This is a genomic window from Streptococcus infantis (assembly GCF_047465035.1).
GTDB classification, from domain to species: Bacteria; Bacillota; Bacilli; order Lactobacillales; family Streptococcaceae; genus Streptococcus; species Streptococcus infantis_T.
The window spans coordinates 26,399-45,013 of the sequence record NZ_JASHAQ010000015.1 but is presented as its reverse complement, the minus strand read 5'-3'; the positions used below and the strand labels follow the sequence as shown (position 1 = coordinate 45,013).

The 18,615-nt window shown below is 41.5% G+C and carries 7 protein-coding genes and 1 tRNA gene; 1 reads left to right on the top strand and 7 read right to left on the bottom strand.

Annotated features, from left to right (window positions below; genetic code table 11):
• Positions 1 to 110 precede the first annotated feature (110 nt).
• From QM406_RS07500 to QM406_RS07480, 5 genes are all read right to left on the bottom strand, one after another.
• On the bottom strand, positions 111 to 6,914 hold the full coding sequence (locus QM406_RS07500) for a SpGH101 family endo-alpha-N-acetylgalactosaminidase (protein WP_414273850.1): 6,804 nt from the start codon (positions 6,912 to 6,914) through the stop codon (positions 111 to 113).
• A gap of 330 nt (positions 6,915 to 7,244) precedes the next feature.
• On the bottom strand, positions 7,245 to 9,575 hold the full coding sequence (locus QM406_RS07495) for a DNA translocase FtsK (protein WP_414273849.1): 2,331 nt from the start codon (positions 9,573 to 9,575) through the stop codon (positions 7,245 to 7,247).
• Between the two features lie 89 nt (positions 9,576 to 9,664).
• On the bottom strand, positions 9,665 to 11,620 hold the full coding sequence (locus tag QM406_RS07490) for a fructose-specific PTS transporter subunit EIIC (protein ID WP_414273848.1): 1,956 nt from the start codon (positions 11,618 to 11,620) through the stop codon (positions 9,665 to 9,667).
• Positions 11,617 to 12,528 carry a 1-phosphofructokinase gene (gene pfkB, locus QM406_RS07485; protein WP_414273847.1) on the bottom strand — a complete coding sequence of 304 codons (912 nt, stop codon included), beginning with the start codon at positions 12,526 to 12,528 and terminating at the stop codon, positions 11,617 to 11,619. Before pfkB ends, QM406_RS07490 begins: the two co-directional genes overlap by 4 nt.
• The gene (locus QM406_RS07480; RefSeq protein ID WP_414273846.1) at positions 12,525 to 13,265 is read right to left on the bottom strand and encodes a DeoR/GlpR family DNA-binding transcription regulator; all 741 of its coding nucleotides are present in this window, start codon (positions 13,263 to 13,265) and stop codon (positions 12,525 to 12,527) included. The genes pfkB and QM406_RS07480 overlap by 4 nt, the downstream gene beginning before the upstream one ends.
• Positions 13,266 to 13,427: 162 nt before the next feature.
• Between QM406_RS07480 and QM406_RS07475 the strand changes: the two genes are divergently transcribed.
• Positions 13,428 to 13,515, top strand: a tRNA-Ser gene (locus QM406_RS07475).
• A gap of 130 nt (positions 13,516 to 13,645) precedes the next feature.
• Here the strand turns inward: QM406_RS07475 and QM406_RS07470 are convergent.
• Positions 13,646 to 14,980 carry an Nramp family divalent metal transporter gene (locus QM406_RS07470; RefSeq protein WP_004260041.1) on the bottom strand — a complete coding sequence of 445 codons (1,335 nt, stop codon included), beginning with the start codon at positions 14,978 to 14,980 and terminating at the stop codon, positions 13,646 to 13,648.
• 448 nt (positions 14,981 to 15,428) lie between these two features.
• Entirely contained in the window at positions 15,429 to 18,605 is a 3,177-nt protein-coding gene (gene carB / locus QM406_RS07465) for a carbamoyl-phosphate synthase large subunit (protein WP_414273845.1), read from the bottom strand.
• Positions 18,606 to 18,615 lie beyond the last annotated feature (10 nt).

Sequence of the window (18,615 nt, the reverse complement as noted above, 5' to 3'; positions counted from 1 at the left end):
TTCCCCTTTAGAAAAAGAGAGGACCTAGAGGGTCCTCTCTGGGTTTTCTTTTTCTCCACGACAATGATTGTGGAGTCTAAGCTCTCTTTTATTGAAAACTTTTTTGTATTTTAATCTTCTTTTCTTTTGACAGCTAAGAGTGCTGCTGAAACTGCCATGCTGACACTAGCGATGAAGAGAGCTGTTTCAGAATTATCTTCACCCGTATTTGGAAGAGCATTTGAATTCACCTCTTTAGATGTATCTTTATTCTCTACTGAAAGTTTTGAATCTTCTCGATACTCTGGTTTTTCCACTACAGGCGCAGGTTGGTTACCTACTGTACCAATTTGGCCTTTGTATTCTGGAATTTCATGGATTGCGCCATCACTTCCATTCACACCTCCGGTAAACTCTGGTACTTCATGAATTGCGGATTCGGTACCATTTACACCACTTGTGAATTCTGGTGCTTGGCTCACAGCTGCTTCTGCTGCGTTAACTCCACCCTTGAATTCTGGAACTTCGTTTACAGCTACTTCTTCTCCTGCCGTTCCAACTACTCCTGTATACTCTGGAAGTTCTACAACTGGCGCTGCTTCATCGCCTGCTGTGCCAAGAACTCCAGTGTATTCTGGAACCTCTACAACTGGGGCTGCTTCATCACCTGCTGTACCGATTGATTCTGTGTACTCTGGAACCTCTACAACTGGCGCTGCTTCATCGCCCGCTGTGCCAAGAACTCCAGTGTATTCTGGAAGCTCTACAACTGGGGCTGCTTCATCGCCTGCTGTGCCAAGAACTCCAGTGTATTCTGGAACCTCTACAACTGGCGCTGCTTCATCACCTGCTGTACCGATTGATTCTGTGTACTCTGGAACTTCATGGATTGCGGCTTCAACACCATTTACACCACCTGTGAATTCTGGAAGGTCAACAACTGGCGCAGCTTCATCTCCCTTGCTTGATGTTGGAGTTTCAGGTTTAGGTTCTGGAGTTGGAGTAGGTGTTTGGTCTTTCAATTGGTCGAGATAATCTGCAAAGAATTCAAGGATTCTATTTGTCAAGAGATGATTATCTGTTGCAAATTTCATGCTGGCAACAACACTTGCTACTTCCTCTTGATTACTCTTATCAGTCAATTTTTGAGCTTTTGCCAAGGCTGCTTCATAAGCTGTAGTATCAAGACCAGTTTCAGCAACTTGTGGACGAGCGAAGATCAATTCTGCAGCAGATTGATATCTATTGCCACCATCTCCGTAAGTTCTTGTTCCTGTTAGGACAATCTTCTTAGCTTTGATAGTCTTGCCAAAGTCGATATCTTTTGGCTTATTGTTATCAGCCCAATTGGTTGCATTGAAGGTATGTTCCTTACCTGTTTCATCCGTTACTACAAGAGTCACATCTCTCAAGTTACCATTTGAACCTGAACCGCGCGGAACATAACGGAAGCCAGTAATTTCAGTTGGTTCCTTCAAGACCATAGTTGCAGGTTTACCAACATCTCCTCCGCTCCATGATGTATGCCATAGACTTGACACGTTGCTATCAAAGGCATTTTCAAGACCTTCACCAGCCTGAGCAGGAGCAGTTAAGCTTGCAAAGTCATCTGCCACAAGAGCTATTTTCTTCATGACCAAAGCGTCTTTCAAAGCATTGACTTTAGCAATTTCTGCTTTAGCTTCTTCTACACTGATATCATCGTCTGCTTGACTAAGGTTGAAGACTGCTTCTTTCAAAGCATCCATAGATTCTTGGGTGTAATTAGTCATGGCTACAGTTGGAAGATAGTTCTTGACTGCATTTTCTGTCATCATCTTACCAGTCAAGACAATCTCTTCGATTTGAAGTCTATCCATCATGAAGTCATTGTAACCACGGAAGTTAGCATTACCACCAGAATCTCCACGAGTATTACTTGCATTTCCTGTAGAGTAGATACCTACCCATGTATCGCCAGTTTCAGCCCCTGTCACAAGGAAGGTTGCTCGTTTCGCTTTCTTAGAATCTGTCCAAGTATTTGGCAATTCATGCACTTCCATATTGCTCGTTTGACCAGATTGGAATTCTCCCTTGCCGACTACAAAGGCATAAGTGTTGTCAGAACCAGCTTCATAGTCAAATGTGATACGGTAGGTCTTTCCTGCTTCAAAGCGGAAGTTTTGTGGAATTGTTTGGTAAACCAAGTTTCGACGACTTACGAGACCATTTGTCTTGAGTGACCAATTTCCTTCGATAACGTCATCAACTTTCTTGCCATTCCAATCACGTTGTGTGTATGGGCCATGTTTTTCAGACAAGTGAGTACGGTTGTCTTCAACACCTTCGATACCACCGATGACAAATGGGAAGATACCTTGGCCGACATTTTCAAAGTCTTGTTTGAAGACACCTGTTGCAGTATCATGACCGTCACCGTACATATTGGATTCATTTTCAAAAGTACGGATTTCATCAAAGTAAGTTGCCTCATCTCCTGCTTCACGACTCAAGGTCAAGGTTACATTTGATACATCTGAACCTGTTGTAAAGAAAGCATACATGTTTTGGAAGTAACTTGTGTTATCAACTGTTGCATTGCTTCGACGAGTATTGTGAGCATAAGCTTTTACATAGTTGAGAGCCAGTGACTTGTTGGTGTAGTTGGTTACTTCTTTTTCACCAGTATTAACAGTAATACTTGCTTTAGCATTACTACGGTTGTCTACACCGACATAGACTGCGTATTTAGTATTTGGCTTCAAGCCAGTCAATTTTTGAGTGAGACTAACTTTTTCTTTATTGCCTTGGATGCGGAGCATTTGGTTTGCACCTTGAGACTTCACGATTTCAGCCTTAGAAGCATCTCCAGAAATCTTCCAATGATCCAAAGATTCACTGTTAAATCCTTGGTCATAGATATGCATTCCTTCACTCCATGACATTTCAGGATTTGTTTGTTTAGAACGATAGAGAACATATGGCTGATTTGCAGTGAGGTCAAGGGTAATCTTACCATCTTTCACGGCAACTTCTTTTTCCTCAGTCTTACCTTGGTCAGTTAGTTTATAAAGATAAACCTTACCATTTGCCCAGTCGCTAGGAAGTGTCCAAGTTGTTGCACCTGCTTCAGTATTGAAGTAGTACATTTTTTCCTTGTCACTTTCAAGCTTATTACCATTTGCATCCCAATTCCAAGGTGTCAAGTAGGCTGAACCATCTTGGATCACACGACCATTAAGCGTAACTGTCCGTTCACGATATTGTGGACTGTTGACATCATTGGATTTACGAGTTACAACAACCTTGTTATTTGCAGCATCGACCAACTCGACTTTCATTTCTGGAGTCCATTTATAGGTACTACCATTGTCAGACATGGTTACTGGTTTGCCATTTTCCCATTTGCTGACTGTGAAGTGTTGGAAGTACTTGGTCATCACATCATGGGCAAACAAGTTAGTTACATAGCCATTATAGTCACTACGTCCTTGCCATCCTTCAAAGTCCTTCATGCTATAACCGCCTAGAAGTGGGTAGTCAGCTGCACCACCATAACTTCTGTAGTCACCAACCCAAGAATCTTTTTGGTGGTTACGGATAAAGCGAGTGATGGCACTGTTAATACCTTTATTTGTATAGCCACCGTAGGTCAAGTCAGCTGCCCAGTGTTGGAAGGTAGAATCATATTCACCACCATGGCCCCACTCAATAGCAAAACGCCAACCCTGTTTGTTAATTTCTTTCGCAATAACGTGAGTTGCCCAGGCACCGTTGTCACCTGATTGACCGTTACCCCATACGTCGACATAGATGAAGTCTAAACCTTCACCCAATTCCTTCTTCAACTCTTCCCAACGAGCTAGACGCCCATGAGCAAGATCATAACCAGCATCAATATTGATACCTTGGTCAAGCCAGTTCCAACCGTAGCTGTAGCTACCATCTGCATTTTTACGAAGAATATTTTCATTAAAATATTTAGACTCAGGATAGGTTTCTGAAGCGTTAACGTGGATACCGAGGTGGGCACCATATTTCTTAGCTTTCGCAATAAGAGTCTTAAAGTCTTCAACACCACCGATACGTTTACCGATATCCGCGTAGTTCAAGTGACCAGAATCATGTCCTTCACTTCCGTATCCCTTAAGAAGTACACCTTGACCAAGACCATCGGTGTGGAGGTTAATCTTCTTGATACCATCTAAGGTCATGAGGAATGGGTTTTGTGCTTGTGAACCAAAGTTCATAGCGATACGGTAAGCTGTAATGTCTTTAACTTTTTCCCAACCTTGAGGGTTGTTCATGATGCTACGGTAAGCGATGGCACCATCTTGCCAGTCAACCTTATGGTCAGCATTGGCATCTTCAGTGATGACAACTTTTGCACTTGGAAGTTCTTGAGTGTATGCTGGGAAGACAACTCCATTGTGGGCTTTTTCCCATTGCCATTCAGAGCTATGAATTTCCACATAGTTGGCATTGCCAATCGTATTCTTGTAAGCTGTCAAACGTGTCCAGTCGTAAGAACCACCACCATAGCTATTTTGCGAGTTGCTCCATACACCTGCTGCAAGCTTATCTGTTGAAACAAATCCGTACATATAGCCTTTGGCTAATTCTTTCATTGGATTTGTTACTTCGATATGGTCATCACCACTGACGTGAGTGTTGTTTGACATGGTTGCCCCATCAAACTTAGCTCCTGCTTGCCCGCTAGAAACAGATACCAAGGCATTTCCTAGGAAGCTGATGGAAGAAAGTAATTTACGTTCGTCATCAATCTTTTGTCCTGGTGTCACTTGGTTATGGTTGATAATCTTAGTCACATCAAAGTGAAGTTGGTTGTCCACCACTTGCAAACGAACAGTCATGTCCGCATTGATGAGATTTTTCTCATCACGGAGTTTCATGTCATACTCGGCAGTCGTTGCGTTGACCTTTTTATAGGTAACTTCAGGAGTCACAGCGTGCTTGTTAATCACCACTTGATTAATTGGTTGCACTTGACCCGGAAGTTTGTTGCCATTAAGGACATATTCTTTAATACGTGGGAAGGCTTGGTCAATGACTGCTTTCAATACTGTAGATTCGATAGTGTCGTATTTAACTTTGCTATCGTCTACTGTATCACCTTTTTCTTTTTCAGCAGCCTCTTGGTCGTTTTTCACACCTTCTTGGTCATCTGTTTTAACATTTACAATGGTTCTCTCACTGCCATAGCTTCCAGCCTTAAGAACAATTTTCTTCTCATCTTTGAGTTTGTCATTTACTGCAGATGGCAAGGTCACTGTGTCAAAGAGTTTGACATCATTGTTTGTTGCGTTAAGTTGTCCATCTGATTTAAGGCTAATCGTCAAGTGGTTGGTTGAGCCATTTACTGGTGCTGCAACACGCCCACCTTGGTACCAAAGTCCACTTCCATTTGACTTGTATTCCCAGAACCATCCGCCTTGGTCATAACCTACAAAAACGTTGTTATCGGTATCTTTAAATTTCATAAAGACACCAAAGCGAGATTTTCCTGTTTCAGATTCTTCTTTGAAGGTCAAATCAACTGTGGCATTCCCATTAGCATCTACTGTCAAACCATCTTTTTCAAATAAGGCTGGTTTTTTACCATTGTCATTTTGAGCAGTTGACGCTAGTTGGTTGTAACGAACTCCATTTTCTTCACGAATCGTTACGGTTCCCTGTTGGTCTTTATTCTCAACCGTTTTCCATTCTGGAGTCACTTCTTTTGATTCAGCCGGTTTAGTTTCAGCTGGCTTGTTTTCAGCAGGTTTATTTTCTGCCGGCTTATTGTCAGCTGGTTTTTCTTCTTGAGGTTTATCCTCTTTTGGTTTTTCTTCCTTGTCTTCAACTTGTTTATCAAGTGCATCTAGACCTGCTGGTTTTGTTGTTTCAATGCCCTTGATATAGTTTTGAATCCATTCAAGTTGCGCTGGTGAGAAGAGAATCCCTCCACTGCGGCTTCCAACAACACCATTTTGGTGGATACCGATCAATTTTCCATTTTCATCGAAAATTCCGCCACCACTTGCACCTGGTTCACTTCCTTGATAGCTGATGCCACGAACACCTTCACCATGATTATTGATATCTTCAACTGTCGTATTGAGGATTGGAGAAAGTTTTCCAGTTGGATAACCAAACACGTGTACCTTATCTCCAACCTTAGTAGTTGCAGGTTTGTCAGTCACTTCAACAGGAGCGTTTGCAAGAGGAGAACGAAGCTTAACGATGGCCAAGTCATTTTTATAACCTTTTAGGAATCCTTCACGATCCCAGTGTTTAACATCATTCTTACTGAATTTAACATCAGGTGCTCCTTCGTAAGAAACTGAATAAACATCGCCATCGCTTTCAATATTATCAGCTACCTTGCGATTGTTTCCGTCTGGAACATCTTTGATAAAGTTATGAGAAACAGATAAAACTAGATTTTCACCGATGACAATACCGCTACCAACACCAGCTGCACTTTGAATTTTTACTGTTGCTCCATAGTTTAGTTCACCATTTTTTGTTTTAGCGACATCTTCTGGAACAAGATTCTTGTCTTCTTTCTCTAATTCCTCTTTTGATACAGTACTGCCATTTTCTTCAGCCTTATCAAGTTTTCCACGTAAGTCTTCTGGAAGAGCATCTGAAGCTACTGCTGCTTTTTCTTTCTCAAGTAATTCTTCTTCTGTTTTTGGTCCTTCAGTTATTTCAGGAGAACCTTGGTCTTCACCAGGTTTTGGCGCCTCAAAATCACGTCCATCATCTTCTTTTGCGTTAGCAAGAGCTGCAGCCAAATCTGCTGACATATTTGCTGTTGAACCTGTTTGCGGAGAATCTGCAAGAACAGTGCTAGTTCCAAAGAAAGCTGCACCAATCATGACAGAAGCAACCCCTAATGAAAATTTCCGAATACTGTATTTGCAACGTTTTTCAAATAATCCTTTATCCATCGGTTTTTTTGTTCCTTTCAGTTTACCAAGTAAGCGTTTGCATTTTGTTTTAAAAAAATATCCTCCTCAATTTTTAAACACTTCTAGATAAACATATAATTTTTTCTATACCAACTTAATATATCAAAAACAGTTTGAAAAATCAATACTTTAATAGGTAAAACTAGTAAAAGTAAAATCCAATTAGTTAGCAAGTCTGAAACGATTTTCAGATGACCTTATTTCTAAAGAAATCGCTATAAAAAAGGAAACTCTATCTAAAAAGTTAGACCAATTTTGACTAGCTTTTTAATAAAGTTTCCATGCATTTTTATACTATTTTTACGTTTTTTATTGTTGTAAAACCTTTCGTGGCTTCGTTCCCTCTGCAGGTCCGATAACGCCAGCCATCTCTAATTCTTCCATCAAGCGAGTTGCTCGGTTAAAACCAACTGATAATCGACGCTGAATCATGGAAGCACTTGCTTTTTGAGTTTCAATGACCAGAGCCTTAGCTTCTTCAAATAGCGGATCTCCCCCTTCATCTCCTGTGCTAGACTCACCATCTGTCTCAGAAACTTCTCCTGGATCAAAGCTTTCATCATAGTCAGCATCTGCTTGAGCTTTGATAAAGCTAACAATACGCTCAACATCATCATCCGAGATAAAAGAACCTTGCAGTCTGACAGGGTGGTTTTCATCGATTGGTTTAAAGAGCATGTCCCCTCGACCAAGCAATTTCTCAGCACCATTTTCATCCAAAATAGTTCGAGAATCCGTTCCAGAAGATACAGCAAAGGCTACACGAGACGGTACATTGGCCTTAATCAAACCAGAGATAACATCAACCGACGGACGCTGCGTCGCAAGAATCATATGAATACCAGCCGCACGCGCCTTCTGTCCAAGACGGATAATAGCATCTTCTACTTCCTTGCTGGCTACCATCATGAGGTCAGCTAATTCATCGACAATCACGACAATCAAAGGAAGAGGTACTTGTTTATACTCAGATTGAGCGTTGAATTCCTCTACCTTAGCATTGAAACCAGCAATATTACGAACGCCAATTTTTGCAAAGAGTTCATAGCGATTTTCCATCTCATCCACGACTTTTTGAAGGGCCTTGCTGGCCTTACGAGGATTGGTCACAACTGGAATCAAAAGGTGTGGAATATCATTATAGACTGACAACTCAACCATCTTCGGATCCACCATCATAAACTTGACTTGGTCTGGACGCGCCTTCATGAGAATACTTGCAATGATACCATTGACTGCAACAGATTTACCAGAACCTGTCGAACCAGCCACTAGCAAGTGAGGCATTTTGGCTAGGTCAAAACTACGAGCTGTTCCGTTAACTGCTTTCCCAAGGGGAATTTCTAGCAGATTTTCAGGTTTAGTTTGCGATTGTTCCCAGAGCTCTCGGAAGGAGACTGTCGCAATCTCTGAGTTAGGCACTTCAATCCCGACTAAGGATTTCCCTGGAATTGGAGCTTCGATACGGACATCTTTAGCAGCCAAGGCCAGAGCCAAGTCGTCTGCTAGATTGGAAATACGATTGACACGAACACCAACTGCTGGCTTGACTTCGTACTTGGTTACTGATGGGCCAATTTCAGCGCGTTCAACCGTTACCTTGATACCAAAACTTGCAAAGGTTTCTTCCAAAATCTTGATATTCTCGCGAACGATTTTCTTTTCCTTGGACTGGTCTTTTGGCTTATCGGGTGCAAAGAGTTGCAAGCTTGGAAGTTTGTATTCCAAAGCTTTTTTAGCAGAAAAATCTACCTCAACATCTTCATCCTCTAAGAACTCATCTTCCTCTGGAAAATCAACTTCACTAGGAAGATCATAGTCTGCTTGAGGGAGAATAATTTCAGGTTCTATCCATTCTTCCTCTGGAAGGGGTGGTAAATCATCAAAGTGAACAGGAGGAGCTTCTAAAATCTCGCCAGTTTCCATATCAACAGGAGGTATATCCAATAAGGCTTGCTCTGCTTGTTCTTTTTCTAGTCTTTCCTGTTCCTCTGCTTCCTTACGAGCTTTTTCTTCTTCTCGTTTGATAAAACGTTCCTGTTTCTTCTGCTCGCGTCGCTCCATCCAAAGGGCAAAACGTGCTCCAAGGAAATCAGCGACATCATAGACAGACCAGGGACTAACTAGAAGAGCACCGATCAAGATTAAGATAGCTCCGATAAAGTAAGTACCAATATTTGAAAAGAGAAAGGCGACTGGAATATAAAGAGCAACACCTAGAAGCCCTCCTCCAGCAAAGCTAGTCACACGAAAACCTGTCAAATCTGTCAAAACTTGGGCTAAAGTTCCCTTTAAGACAGACTGCTCGATGCCATATTTCCATACTAGATAAGCTTCAAAAATCAGCAATAAGCCTGAAAAAATGCAAAGAAAACCTGAGATCAGACCTTCTTGCTTCCGAATCCATTTGAAGAAAAAAAGATAGACTAGAACGACAAAAATGACCAGATAGGCCAGACTTCCTACTAGTAATCGAATAAGGTTATAGAGCGTGAGTCCAACTGCTCCTAATCTCAGAGCAGCGAACATTAAGCAAAAAGCTATGACTAAAGAAATTAACATCCTTTGGATAGCTTGCTTTCTTTCTAATTCAGCTTTTGACGGTCTCCGTCTTGTTTTACTTGTATTCTTGTTTGCCATTCTTCTATTATACCATATTTCAGAAACATCTAGAGAAATCAAAAAATGACTGCCCACTTTCGTGTTCAGTCATTTGAATGTATTTGTAATTATTTTTCTAAAGGTTTACGAAGGTAACCATAAACTACACCACTAACAAGTGCTCCAATCAAGACAGAGACAAGGTAAAGAAGAGCATTTGAAGTAAGGGCGATAACGAAGATTCCTCCGTGTGGAGCCATGAGTTTGATTCCAGTAAGACCAACGAGTCCACCTGCTACTGCTGAACCAAGAATAAAGCTTGGGATAGCACGAGCTGGGTCAGCCGCACCAAATGGAATCGCTCCTTCAGTGATGAATGACAAGCCCATAACGATGTTAGTCAAACCTGAGTTGCGTTCTTCTTTTGTGAATTTATCTTTAAAGAGAAGAGTTGCGACAAAGATTGCAAGTGGTGGAACCATTCCTCCAGCCATAACCGCTGCCATGGCTACTGAACCACCTGTTGACACTGTTGCTGCAAGAGTACCAGTACCAAAGACATAAGCTGCTTTATTGACAGGTCCACCCATATCGACAGCCATCATACCTCCAAGAACGATACCAAGAAGGACAGCTGAACCGCCTCCAAGACCGCCAAGGAAGTCGTTCATAGCAGTGTTGATTGCTGCCATTGGGATGTTAACAGCAAGCATGACAAATCCTGTCAAGACTGTTCCAAGAAGTGGCAAGAGAAGGATTGATTTAGCACCTTCAAGCGAACGTGGAACCTTCACGTATTTCTTAACCAAAAGTACCAAGGCACCAGCGATAAATCCACCAACAAGGGCTCCAAGGAAACCTGATGATACACCTGCAAGGGCTGAAGTTGCTTCACCACCTTGAGCGTAAGGGATTTTACCAAAGGCAAAACCTTCTTTGGCAATAGCTCCAGCTACGAAACCTGCTACCAAACCTGGTTTTTCAGCGATAGAGTAGGCAACATAACCTGCAAAGACTGGAAGCATCAAACCAAAGGCTGCACCACCAATTTTCATGAACATAGAAGCTAGTTCATGGTAAGAACCAAGATTGCCAAGATTTTCATTTGGAACACCCAAAGCACCATCAATCAAGAAGGCAAGGGCAATCATGATACCCCCACCGATAACGAATGGTAACATTTGAGATACACCACTCATCAAGTGTTTGTAGAAGGCACCACCAAGGCTCTGTTTTTCATTGCTTGTAGTTGCAGCTTTTACACCATTAGCAGCACGATAAACTTCTGCATCTCCAGAAAGAGCCAAGTTAATCAACTCTTCTGTTTTACGGATCCCGTCAGCAACTGGACGATTGATCAATGGTTTACCATCGAAACGATCCATTTCAACGGCCTTGTCTGCTGCGATGATAACGGCTTTAGCCTTGCGGATATCTTCTGCAGTCAATTTGTTGCCAACACCGCTAGCACCATTGGTTTCAACCTTGATACCGACACCCATTTCCGCAGCCACTTTTTGAAGAGCTTCTTGAGCCATATAAGTATGGGCAATTCCTGATGTACAAGCAGTTACAGCAACGATAAAGTCATCAGAACCATTTGCAGGTGTTTGAACTGGTTCCTCAGCTTTTTCTGATGCTTGGTCAAAGAGTTCAATGACTTGATCAGCTGATGTCGCTTGACGAAGTTTGTCAGCAAATCCGTCTTTCATCAAGTACTGAGACAATTCTGCCAAGGCAGCCAAGTGAGTATCATTGGCATCTTCTGGAGCAGCAATCATAAAGAAGAGGTCAGTTGGTTGTCCATCTAAACTTTCGTAGTCAACACCCTTGTTTGACTTAGCAAAAAGAACTGTTGCTTCCTTTACAGCAGCATTTTTGCTGTGTGGCATAGCGATACCGTCACCCAAACCTGTAGAAGTCAAAGCTTCACGCGCCAAGATTCCTTCTTTAAAGGTTTCAAAATCTGTCACGTATCCGTGTTCTACCAAGCTATGAATCATTTCTTCGATAGCTGCTGTTTTTTCAGTTGCTTGTAAATCGAGCAACATCACATCTTTTCTCAATAAATCCTGAATTTTCATTTTTTTTCTACCTCAACTTTTTCATAAGTTTCTTTAATAAATGCTGCAGTCGCCAAGTCATCAGAGAAGGTAGTTGCTGTTCCACAAGCCACTCCCCACTTGAAGGCTTCTACTGCATCTTTTGATTTGACAAACTCACCTGTAAATCCAGCAACCATAGAGTCACCAGCACCAACTGAGTTTTTCACGGTTCCCTTTATTGGTTTTGCAAAGTAGGCTCCCTCTGATGTTACCAGAAGGGCACCGTCACCAGCCATAGAGATGATAACGTTTTGAGCACCTTTAGCCAGCAATTCTCGAGCGTATTTTTCAATCTCATCTAAACTTTCGAGCTTGACTCCAAAGATAGCTCCGAGTTCATGATTGTTTGGTTTGACCAAAAGTGGTTGATAATCCAAACTATCAATCAAGGTCTGACCTTCAAAGTCACAGACCACTTGAGCACCCGTTTGACGAGTCAAGGCAATCAAATCCTTATAGATGACATTGCCTAAGTTTTTAGCACTTGAACCAGCAAATACCACTGTATCTTCTGCTGTTAAACTTGAAAGAATAGCTTTTAACTCTTCAAGTTGTTCAGCTTCAACAGTAGGACCAGTCCCATTGATTTCTGTTTCTTGGTCTGCTTTGATCTTGACATTGATACGCGTATCTTCTGCCACTTGGACAAATCGCGTTTCAATTTGCTCTTCAACTAAAGTATCTGTGATAAATTTACCAGTAAAACCTCCGATAAATCCAGTCGCTGTATTTGGAATATCCAAGCGTTTCAAGACACGGCTAACATTGATTCCCTTACCACCAGCAAACTTATCATCACTATCCATACGATTAACACTACCAACTTCCACTTTATCCAGACGAACAATATAGTCAATAGATGGATTTAGCGTGACTGTATAAATCATACTTCGATAACCTCCGTTTTTTCTTTGATAGCTGGCAAGAGTTCGTGACCCTTGCTTGTAATAACAATTGCTCGTTTTATAGGCGCAACCTTAGCGAAACAAGACTGACCAATCTTAGATGAATCCGCCAAAACATAAGTTTGTTTGGCATTTTCTAAGATAGCTCGCTTAACAGCTCCCTCCTCCATATCTGGAGTTGTATAATAACCTTCATCCACACCGTTCATTCCGATAAAGGCACGATCAAAGTGCAATTGGTTAATCTGGTTGAGAGCTACACCCCCAATACTGGCATCCGTTGTCATCTTGACTCCACCACCGATAATCACAGTTGGAATTTGCTTATCCACTAATTGTACTGCATGGTGAATGGAGTTGGTCACAACAGTAATGTCTTTTCGCTCCAATTCCTTAATGAGAAAGGCTGTCGTACTTCCTGCATCCACAAAGATAACATCTTTTTCTTTGATGAGGGAAGCTGCCTTTTGCGCAATCAATTTTTTCTCTTGAAGGTTTTTGACAGATTTTTCTTGAATGGTTTCTTCTTCTTGCAAGGAGTGAGGCAACTCTGCTCCTCCATGAACTCGGCGAAGTTTATTTTCCGATTCCAATTCATCTAAATCTCGTCTAACCGTTGATTCTGACGTGTCTAACAAACCTACTAATTTCTCTAGAGAAACGACTTTATGTTTGCCCAGCTCCTCTAAAATCATTTTTTTTCTCTCGGTTTTTAGCACTTACTCACCTCCTGTTAACGATTACAATAATCATTCTACCACAAAAAAAAATCAAAGTCAAGCACTTTTTATCATTTTCTTTCACTTTCTGTCATTTTGCCAATTGTTTGAATTTTATTTGCAAGATAATTCCCTTTATGATAAACTATTTTAGTAAGTATTGGAAGATTACTCAAGAGGCTTAAGAGGCCGTGTTGGAAACGCGGTAGGCGTGTGAAAGCGTGCGTGGGTTCGAATCCCATGTCTTCCGTTGCTATAGTGTAGCTGCATCTTCATGCAGCTTTTTATAATGGATTTTCGTCTATCAAAGATTTGAATTCCAAAAAATCACCCAAGAGTTAACTCTCGGGTGATTTTTTTCTACTTCATCTCAGATGCTCTTAAAAAATATCAAACAGCAATTTCACATTGAGGATGGTCAAGATAATGGAAACGATATAACCAAGGATGGTATTCCATTTGGCATTGGTAAATTCTCCCATCAGTGATTTTTTTGAAGTAAGATAAATCAAGGGGAAGATTGAAAATGGAAGAGCGATAGAAAGAAAGACCTGTGAATAGACCAATAACTGATCCAAGGTTTTTTCCTGATGACCAAACAAAACTGCTACTATCATGACAGGTAGTAAGGCAAAGAGACGAGTCGCCAAACGAATGAACCACTGAGGCAATCGCATATGTAAGAAACCTTCCATAACGATTTGCCCTGTCAAGGTACCTGTGATAGTCGAATTCTGACCACTTGCTAATAGGGCCAAGGCAAACAAGGTTGATAGGGTTGAGCTGGCTATAGCTCCCGCAATAGTTGAATCCTGCAAGGCATTATACATTTGAGAGAAAGCAGAAATCTCAGATGCATGTCCGAAGAAGAGAGCCGCCCCTAAGATCAAAAGAAGGGAGTTAACCACAAAGGCCAAGGATAACTGGAGATTAGAATCCCAGGTCATAAAGCGCACGGCTTTTCGAACATCATTCTTGTCCTTATGATTGATTTTCCGAGTCTGAGACAAGGAAGAATGTAAATAGAGGTTATGGGGCATCACTGTCGCACCCACAATCCCCAGCGCCAAGGTTAATTGACTTTCATGTCCAGGCAGAGGACTCTCAAACAAGGTTGCATTTGGTAGATAACCCTCAACGATTCCTTGGAAGCTTGGATGTGACAAAGCTACCAGATAAGTAAAGATTGCTAAAATCGTTAAAATCAGTGTTGTCACAATAGCTTCAATCTTCTTAAAGCCAAACTTCATCAGTAGCAATAAGAGAAAGACATCTAGAACCGTCAAAAGGATGGCTATCATAATCGGAATCTTAAAGAGAAGATTGAGAGCAATCGCTGAACCTAGAACTTCTGCCAGATCTGTCGCCATCAAGGCTAATTCTAAAATCACCCATAGACTATAACGAAGCCATTTAGGTGAATGATGAGCCGTTGCTTGAGCCAGGTCCATCTGGGTTACAATCCCAAGCTTTCCTGCCATCTGCTGAAGTTGCATGGCAATGAGAGATGAAATCAAGATAACAAACAAGAGACTATACTTATAGGAAGCACCACCGACTACACTGGTAATCCAGTTTCCTGGATCCATATAACCAACTGCGACAAGAGCACCCGGACCTAAAAAGGCCTTTAAATTTTGCCAGAAATGATTGTTATTTGGAGTATCGATAGATTGATTAATCTCAGAGAGTGACACTTTTTTATGAGAAGACATAGATACTTACCTCTTTCTAAACCTACTTTTTCATTATTTTCTATTAGAGAAAAATAAGATTGACTTTAAACTATTAAAACAATGAAAACTATATGAAAAACATTTAGTTTTTTCATTATTTTTCTTAAGGCACCTTAATATTTTTCTTAAGGCACCTTAATTATAACACAAAAAATGAAAACTATATGAAAAACATTTAGTTTTTTCATTATTTTTCTTAAGGCACCTTAATTATAAAAAATATGATAAAAACTTAAGAAAATTCAACAAAATTTTAGGGAAAGTCAGAATAAGTCTACTCATTAACGATAATGATAAATCTATTGATAAACTTTGACATTTAATAGTGAACTGTAACTATTATTTCTAACTTGATTTCTCTATAAAAGAGGAAAAACCAGCGTCTTTTGACGCTGGATAAAAGCTACTTAGATCATTTAACAAGAAACTAAATTGCTTCTGTAACGAAGCTACGGCTTTCAAGTACCTTAAGCATAGCATCCGCTGTATCCAAAGCTGTAAAGAGAGGAACTCCGTGTTCAATAGCTGAACGGCGGATTTGTTCACCATCTTCATCAGCAGTTCGCTTAGTACCAACTGTGTTGATGATAGCTTGGATTTTCCCTTTACGAACATAGCTTGGGATATCATGTTCATCATCACCAATCTTACCAACAGGTTGGGCTTGCAAGCCATGACTAGCAAAGAAGGCTACTGTCCCTTCTGTCGCAAGGATTCCATATCCAATATTTTGGAAACGACGAGCCAAGTCCAAGGCTTCTTCTTTTGCATCATCAGCAATGGTGAAGACTACATTTCCAAAAGTTGGCAAGTGGAGGTAAGAAGCTTCAAAGGCTTTATAGAGAGCTTTTTCCAAAGTCGTATCAGAACCCATAACTTCCCCTGTTGACTTCATTTCAGGACCAAGTAAGCTGTCTACCTTAGCTAGTTTGGTAAAGGAGAAGACAGGTGCCTTGATATGAACGCGAGTGCTTTCTGGATAAAGGCCATCTTGGTAGCCAAGTTCTGATAAGCTTTGACCAAGAATGAGCTTGGTTGCTACTTGAGCCATAGGAATATTGGTCACCTTAGAAAGGAATGGCACCGTACGGCTGGCACGTGGATTGACCTCAATAACGTAGACTTTTTCATCTTTGATAACAAACTGAATGTTCATCATTCCAAGGCAGTTAAGACCAATTGCTAGGCGTTTTGTGTAGTCTGCAATGGTTTTCTGAACCTTTTGCGACAAGGTTTGTGGTGGGTAAACGGCCATTGAGTCACCTGAGTGGACACCAGCTCGTTCTATGTGCTCCATGATACCAGGGATGAGAACATTTTCTCCGTCTGAAATGGCATCAACTTCACACTCTTGTCCAACGATATAAGAGTCAACAAGAACTGGATGGTCTGGACTAGCCTTAACCGCTGTACGCATGTAAGAACGAAGATCTTCTTCATTTTCTACGATTTCCATGGCACGTCCACCAAGTACATAAGATGGGCGAACAAGAACTGGGAAGCCAATCTTGCGAGCTGCAAGGACTGCTTCTTCTTCATTGGTAGCCGTTTGTCCTGGTGGCTGTGGAATATCCAAGTCTTTGAGAGCTTGCTCAAAGAGGTCACGGTCTTCGGCACGGTCTAGGTCAGCAACCTGCGTACCAAGGATAGTCACACCTGCTTTTGCTAATGGCTCAGCAAGGTTGATAGCTGTTTGACCACCAAACTGAACGATAACACCTTTTGGTTTCTCCAAATCGATAACATTCATGACATCTTCGAATGTTAATGGTTCAAAGTAAAGTTTATCCGATACAGAGAAGTCGGTTGAAACTGTCTCTGGGTTTGAGTTCATAATGATGGCTTCGTAGCCAGCAGCTTGAATTGCCTTAACAGAGTGAACAGTTGCGTAGTCAAATTCAACCCCTTGACCAATACGGATTGGACCAGAACCTAGGACCAGTACAGATTCCTTATCAGACTTGATAGACTCATTTTCCCATCCATATGTTGAGTAGAAGTACGGAGTTTCTGATTCAAACTCTGCCGCACAAGTGTCAACCATCTTGTAAACTGGGACAATCTTGTTTTCCAAACGAAGTTGGCGAACTTGATCAGCTGTAGTATTCCAGAGTTCAGCAATCTTACGGTCTGAAAAACCATTGAGTTTTGCAGTTTTCAAAACTTCAAGATCTTGTGGATGTGAGCCCAATTCTTGCTCAATTTCAAAGATATGCAAAAGTTTATCAAGATAGAAGATATCAATTTTTGTGAGTTCAGCAATTTCCTCTATTGTATAACCACGTCTGATGGCTTCTGATACGTAAAAGAGACGGTCATCTTGAGCCTTAACAACTTTTTCAATCAAGGCATCATCTGAAATCTCTGCCAGTTCTGGAATTTCATTGTGGTGAACACCGATTTCTAGTGAGCGACAGGCCTTGAGAAGGGATTCTTCAATGTTACGACCAATGGCCATAACTTCTCCAGTCGCCTTCATCTGAGTACCAAGACGGCGTTCACCCTTTTCAAACTTGTCAAATGGGAAGCGCGGAATTTTGGCAACCACGTAGTCAAGGGCTGGCTCAAACATGGCATAAGTTGAACCTGTAACTGGGTTAATAACTTCATCTAAGGTCAACCCTACAGCAATCTTAGCCGCCAATTTAGCGATTGGATAACCTGTCGCCTTGGAAGCAAGGGCTGACGAACGAGATACACGAGGATTTACTTCGATAACATAGTACTTAAAACTGTGTGGATCAAGCGCAAGCTGAACGTTACATCCGCCTTCAATCTTGAGAGCGCGGATAATGCTCAAACTAGCATCACGAAGCATTTGGTTTTCATAGTCTGACATAGTCTGCGCTGGGGCAAATACAATAGAGTCCCCTGTGTGAATCCCAACGGGGTCAAAGTTTTCCATGTTACAAACAACAAGGGCATTGTCAGCTGAGTCACGCATGACTTCGTATTCGATTTCCTTAAAACCAGCAATCGAACGCTCAATCAAACACTGGGTAACAGGTGACAACTTCAAACCATTTTCAGCGATTTCACGCAATTCTTCCTCGTTGGCACACATACCACCACCAGTACCACCGAGAGTGAAGGCTGGGCGGACAATAACTGGGTAACCAATAGTTGCTGCAAAGGCAACGGCTTCTTCCACTGTGTTGACAATTTCAGATTCGGGAATTGGTTGCTTAAGTTCTTCCATCAATTGTTTAAAGAGATCGCGGTCCTCAGCTTGGTCGATAGCAGATAATTTAGTCCCGAGAAGTTCTACACCAAGCTCATCCAAGATACCATTCTTAGACAATTCCATAGCCATATTAAGACCTGTTTGACCTCCAAGTGTTGGAAGCAAGGCATCTGGACGTTCCTTACGGAGAATACGAGTCACAAACTCAAGTGTAATCGGTTCGATGTAAACCTTGTCTGCAATCTCTTTATCCGTCATGATGGTTGCAGGGTTTGAGTTTACTAAGACAACCTCATACCCCTCTTCTTTCAAAGATAAGCAGGCCTGGGTTCCAGCATAGTCAAACTCAGCAGCCTGACCAATAATAATCGGACCAGAACCAATCACCATAATTTTTTGAATATCAGTACGTTTAGGCATTTACAAGATA

Excerpts from the sequence above, each read along its gene's own strand:
- QM406_RS07500 (WP_414273850.1), bottom strand. The coding sequence starts at position 6,914 with ATGGATAAAGGATTATTTGAAAAACGTTGCAAATACAGTATTCGGAAA.
- QM406_RS07495 (WP_414273849.1), bottom strand. The coding sequence starts at position 9,575 with ATGGCAAACAAGAATACAAGTAAAACAAGACGGAGACCGTCAAAAGCT.
- QM406_RS07490 (WP_414273848.1), bottom strand. The coding sequence starts at position 11,620 with ATGAAAATTCAGGATTTATTGAGAAAAGATGTGATGTTGCTCGATTTA.
- pfkB (WP_414273847.1), bottom strand. The coding sequence starts at position 12,528 with ATGATTTATACAGTCACGCTAAATCCATCTATTGACTATATTGTTCGT.
- QM406_RS07470 (WP_004260041.1), bottom strand. The coding sequence starts at position 14,980 with ATGTCTTCTCATAAAAAAGTGTCACTCTCTGAGATTAATCAATCTATC.
- carB (WP_414273845.1), bottom strand. The coding sequence starts at position 18,605 with ATGCCTAAACGTACTGATATTCAAAAAATTATGGTGATTGGTTCTGGT.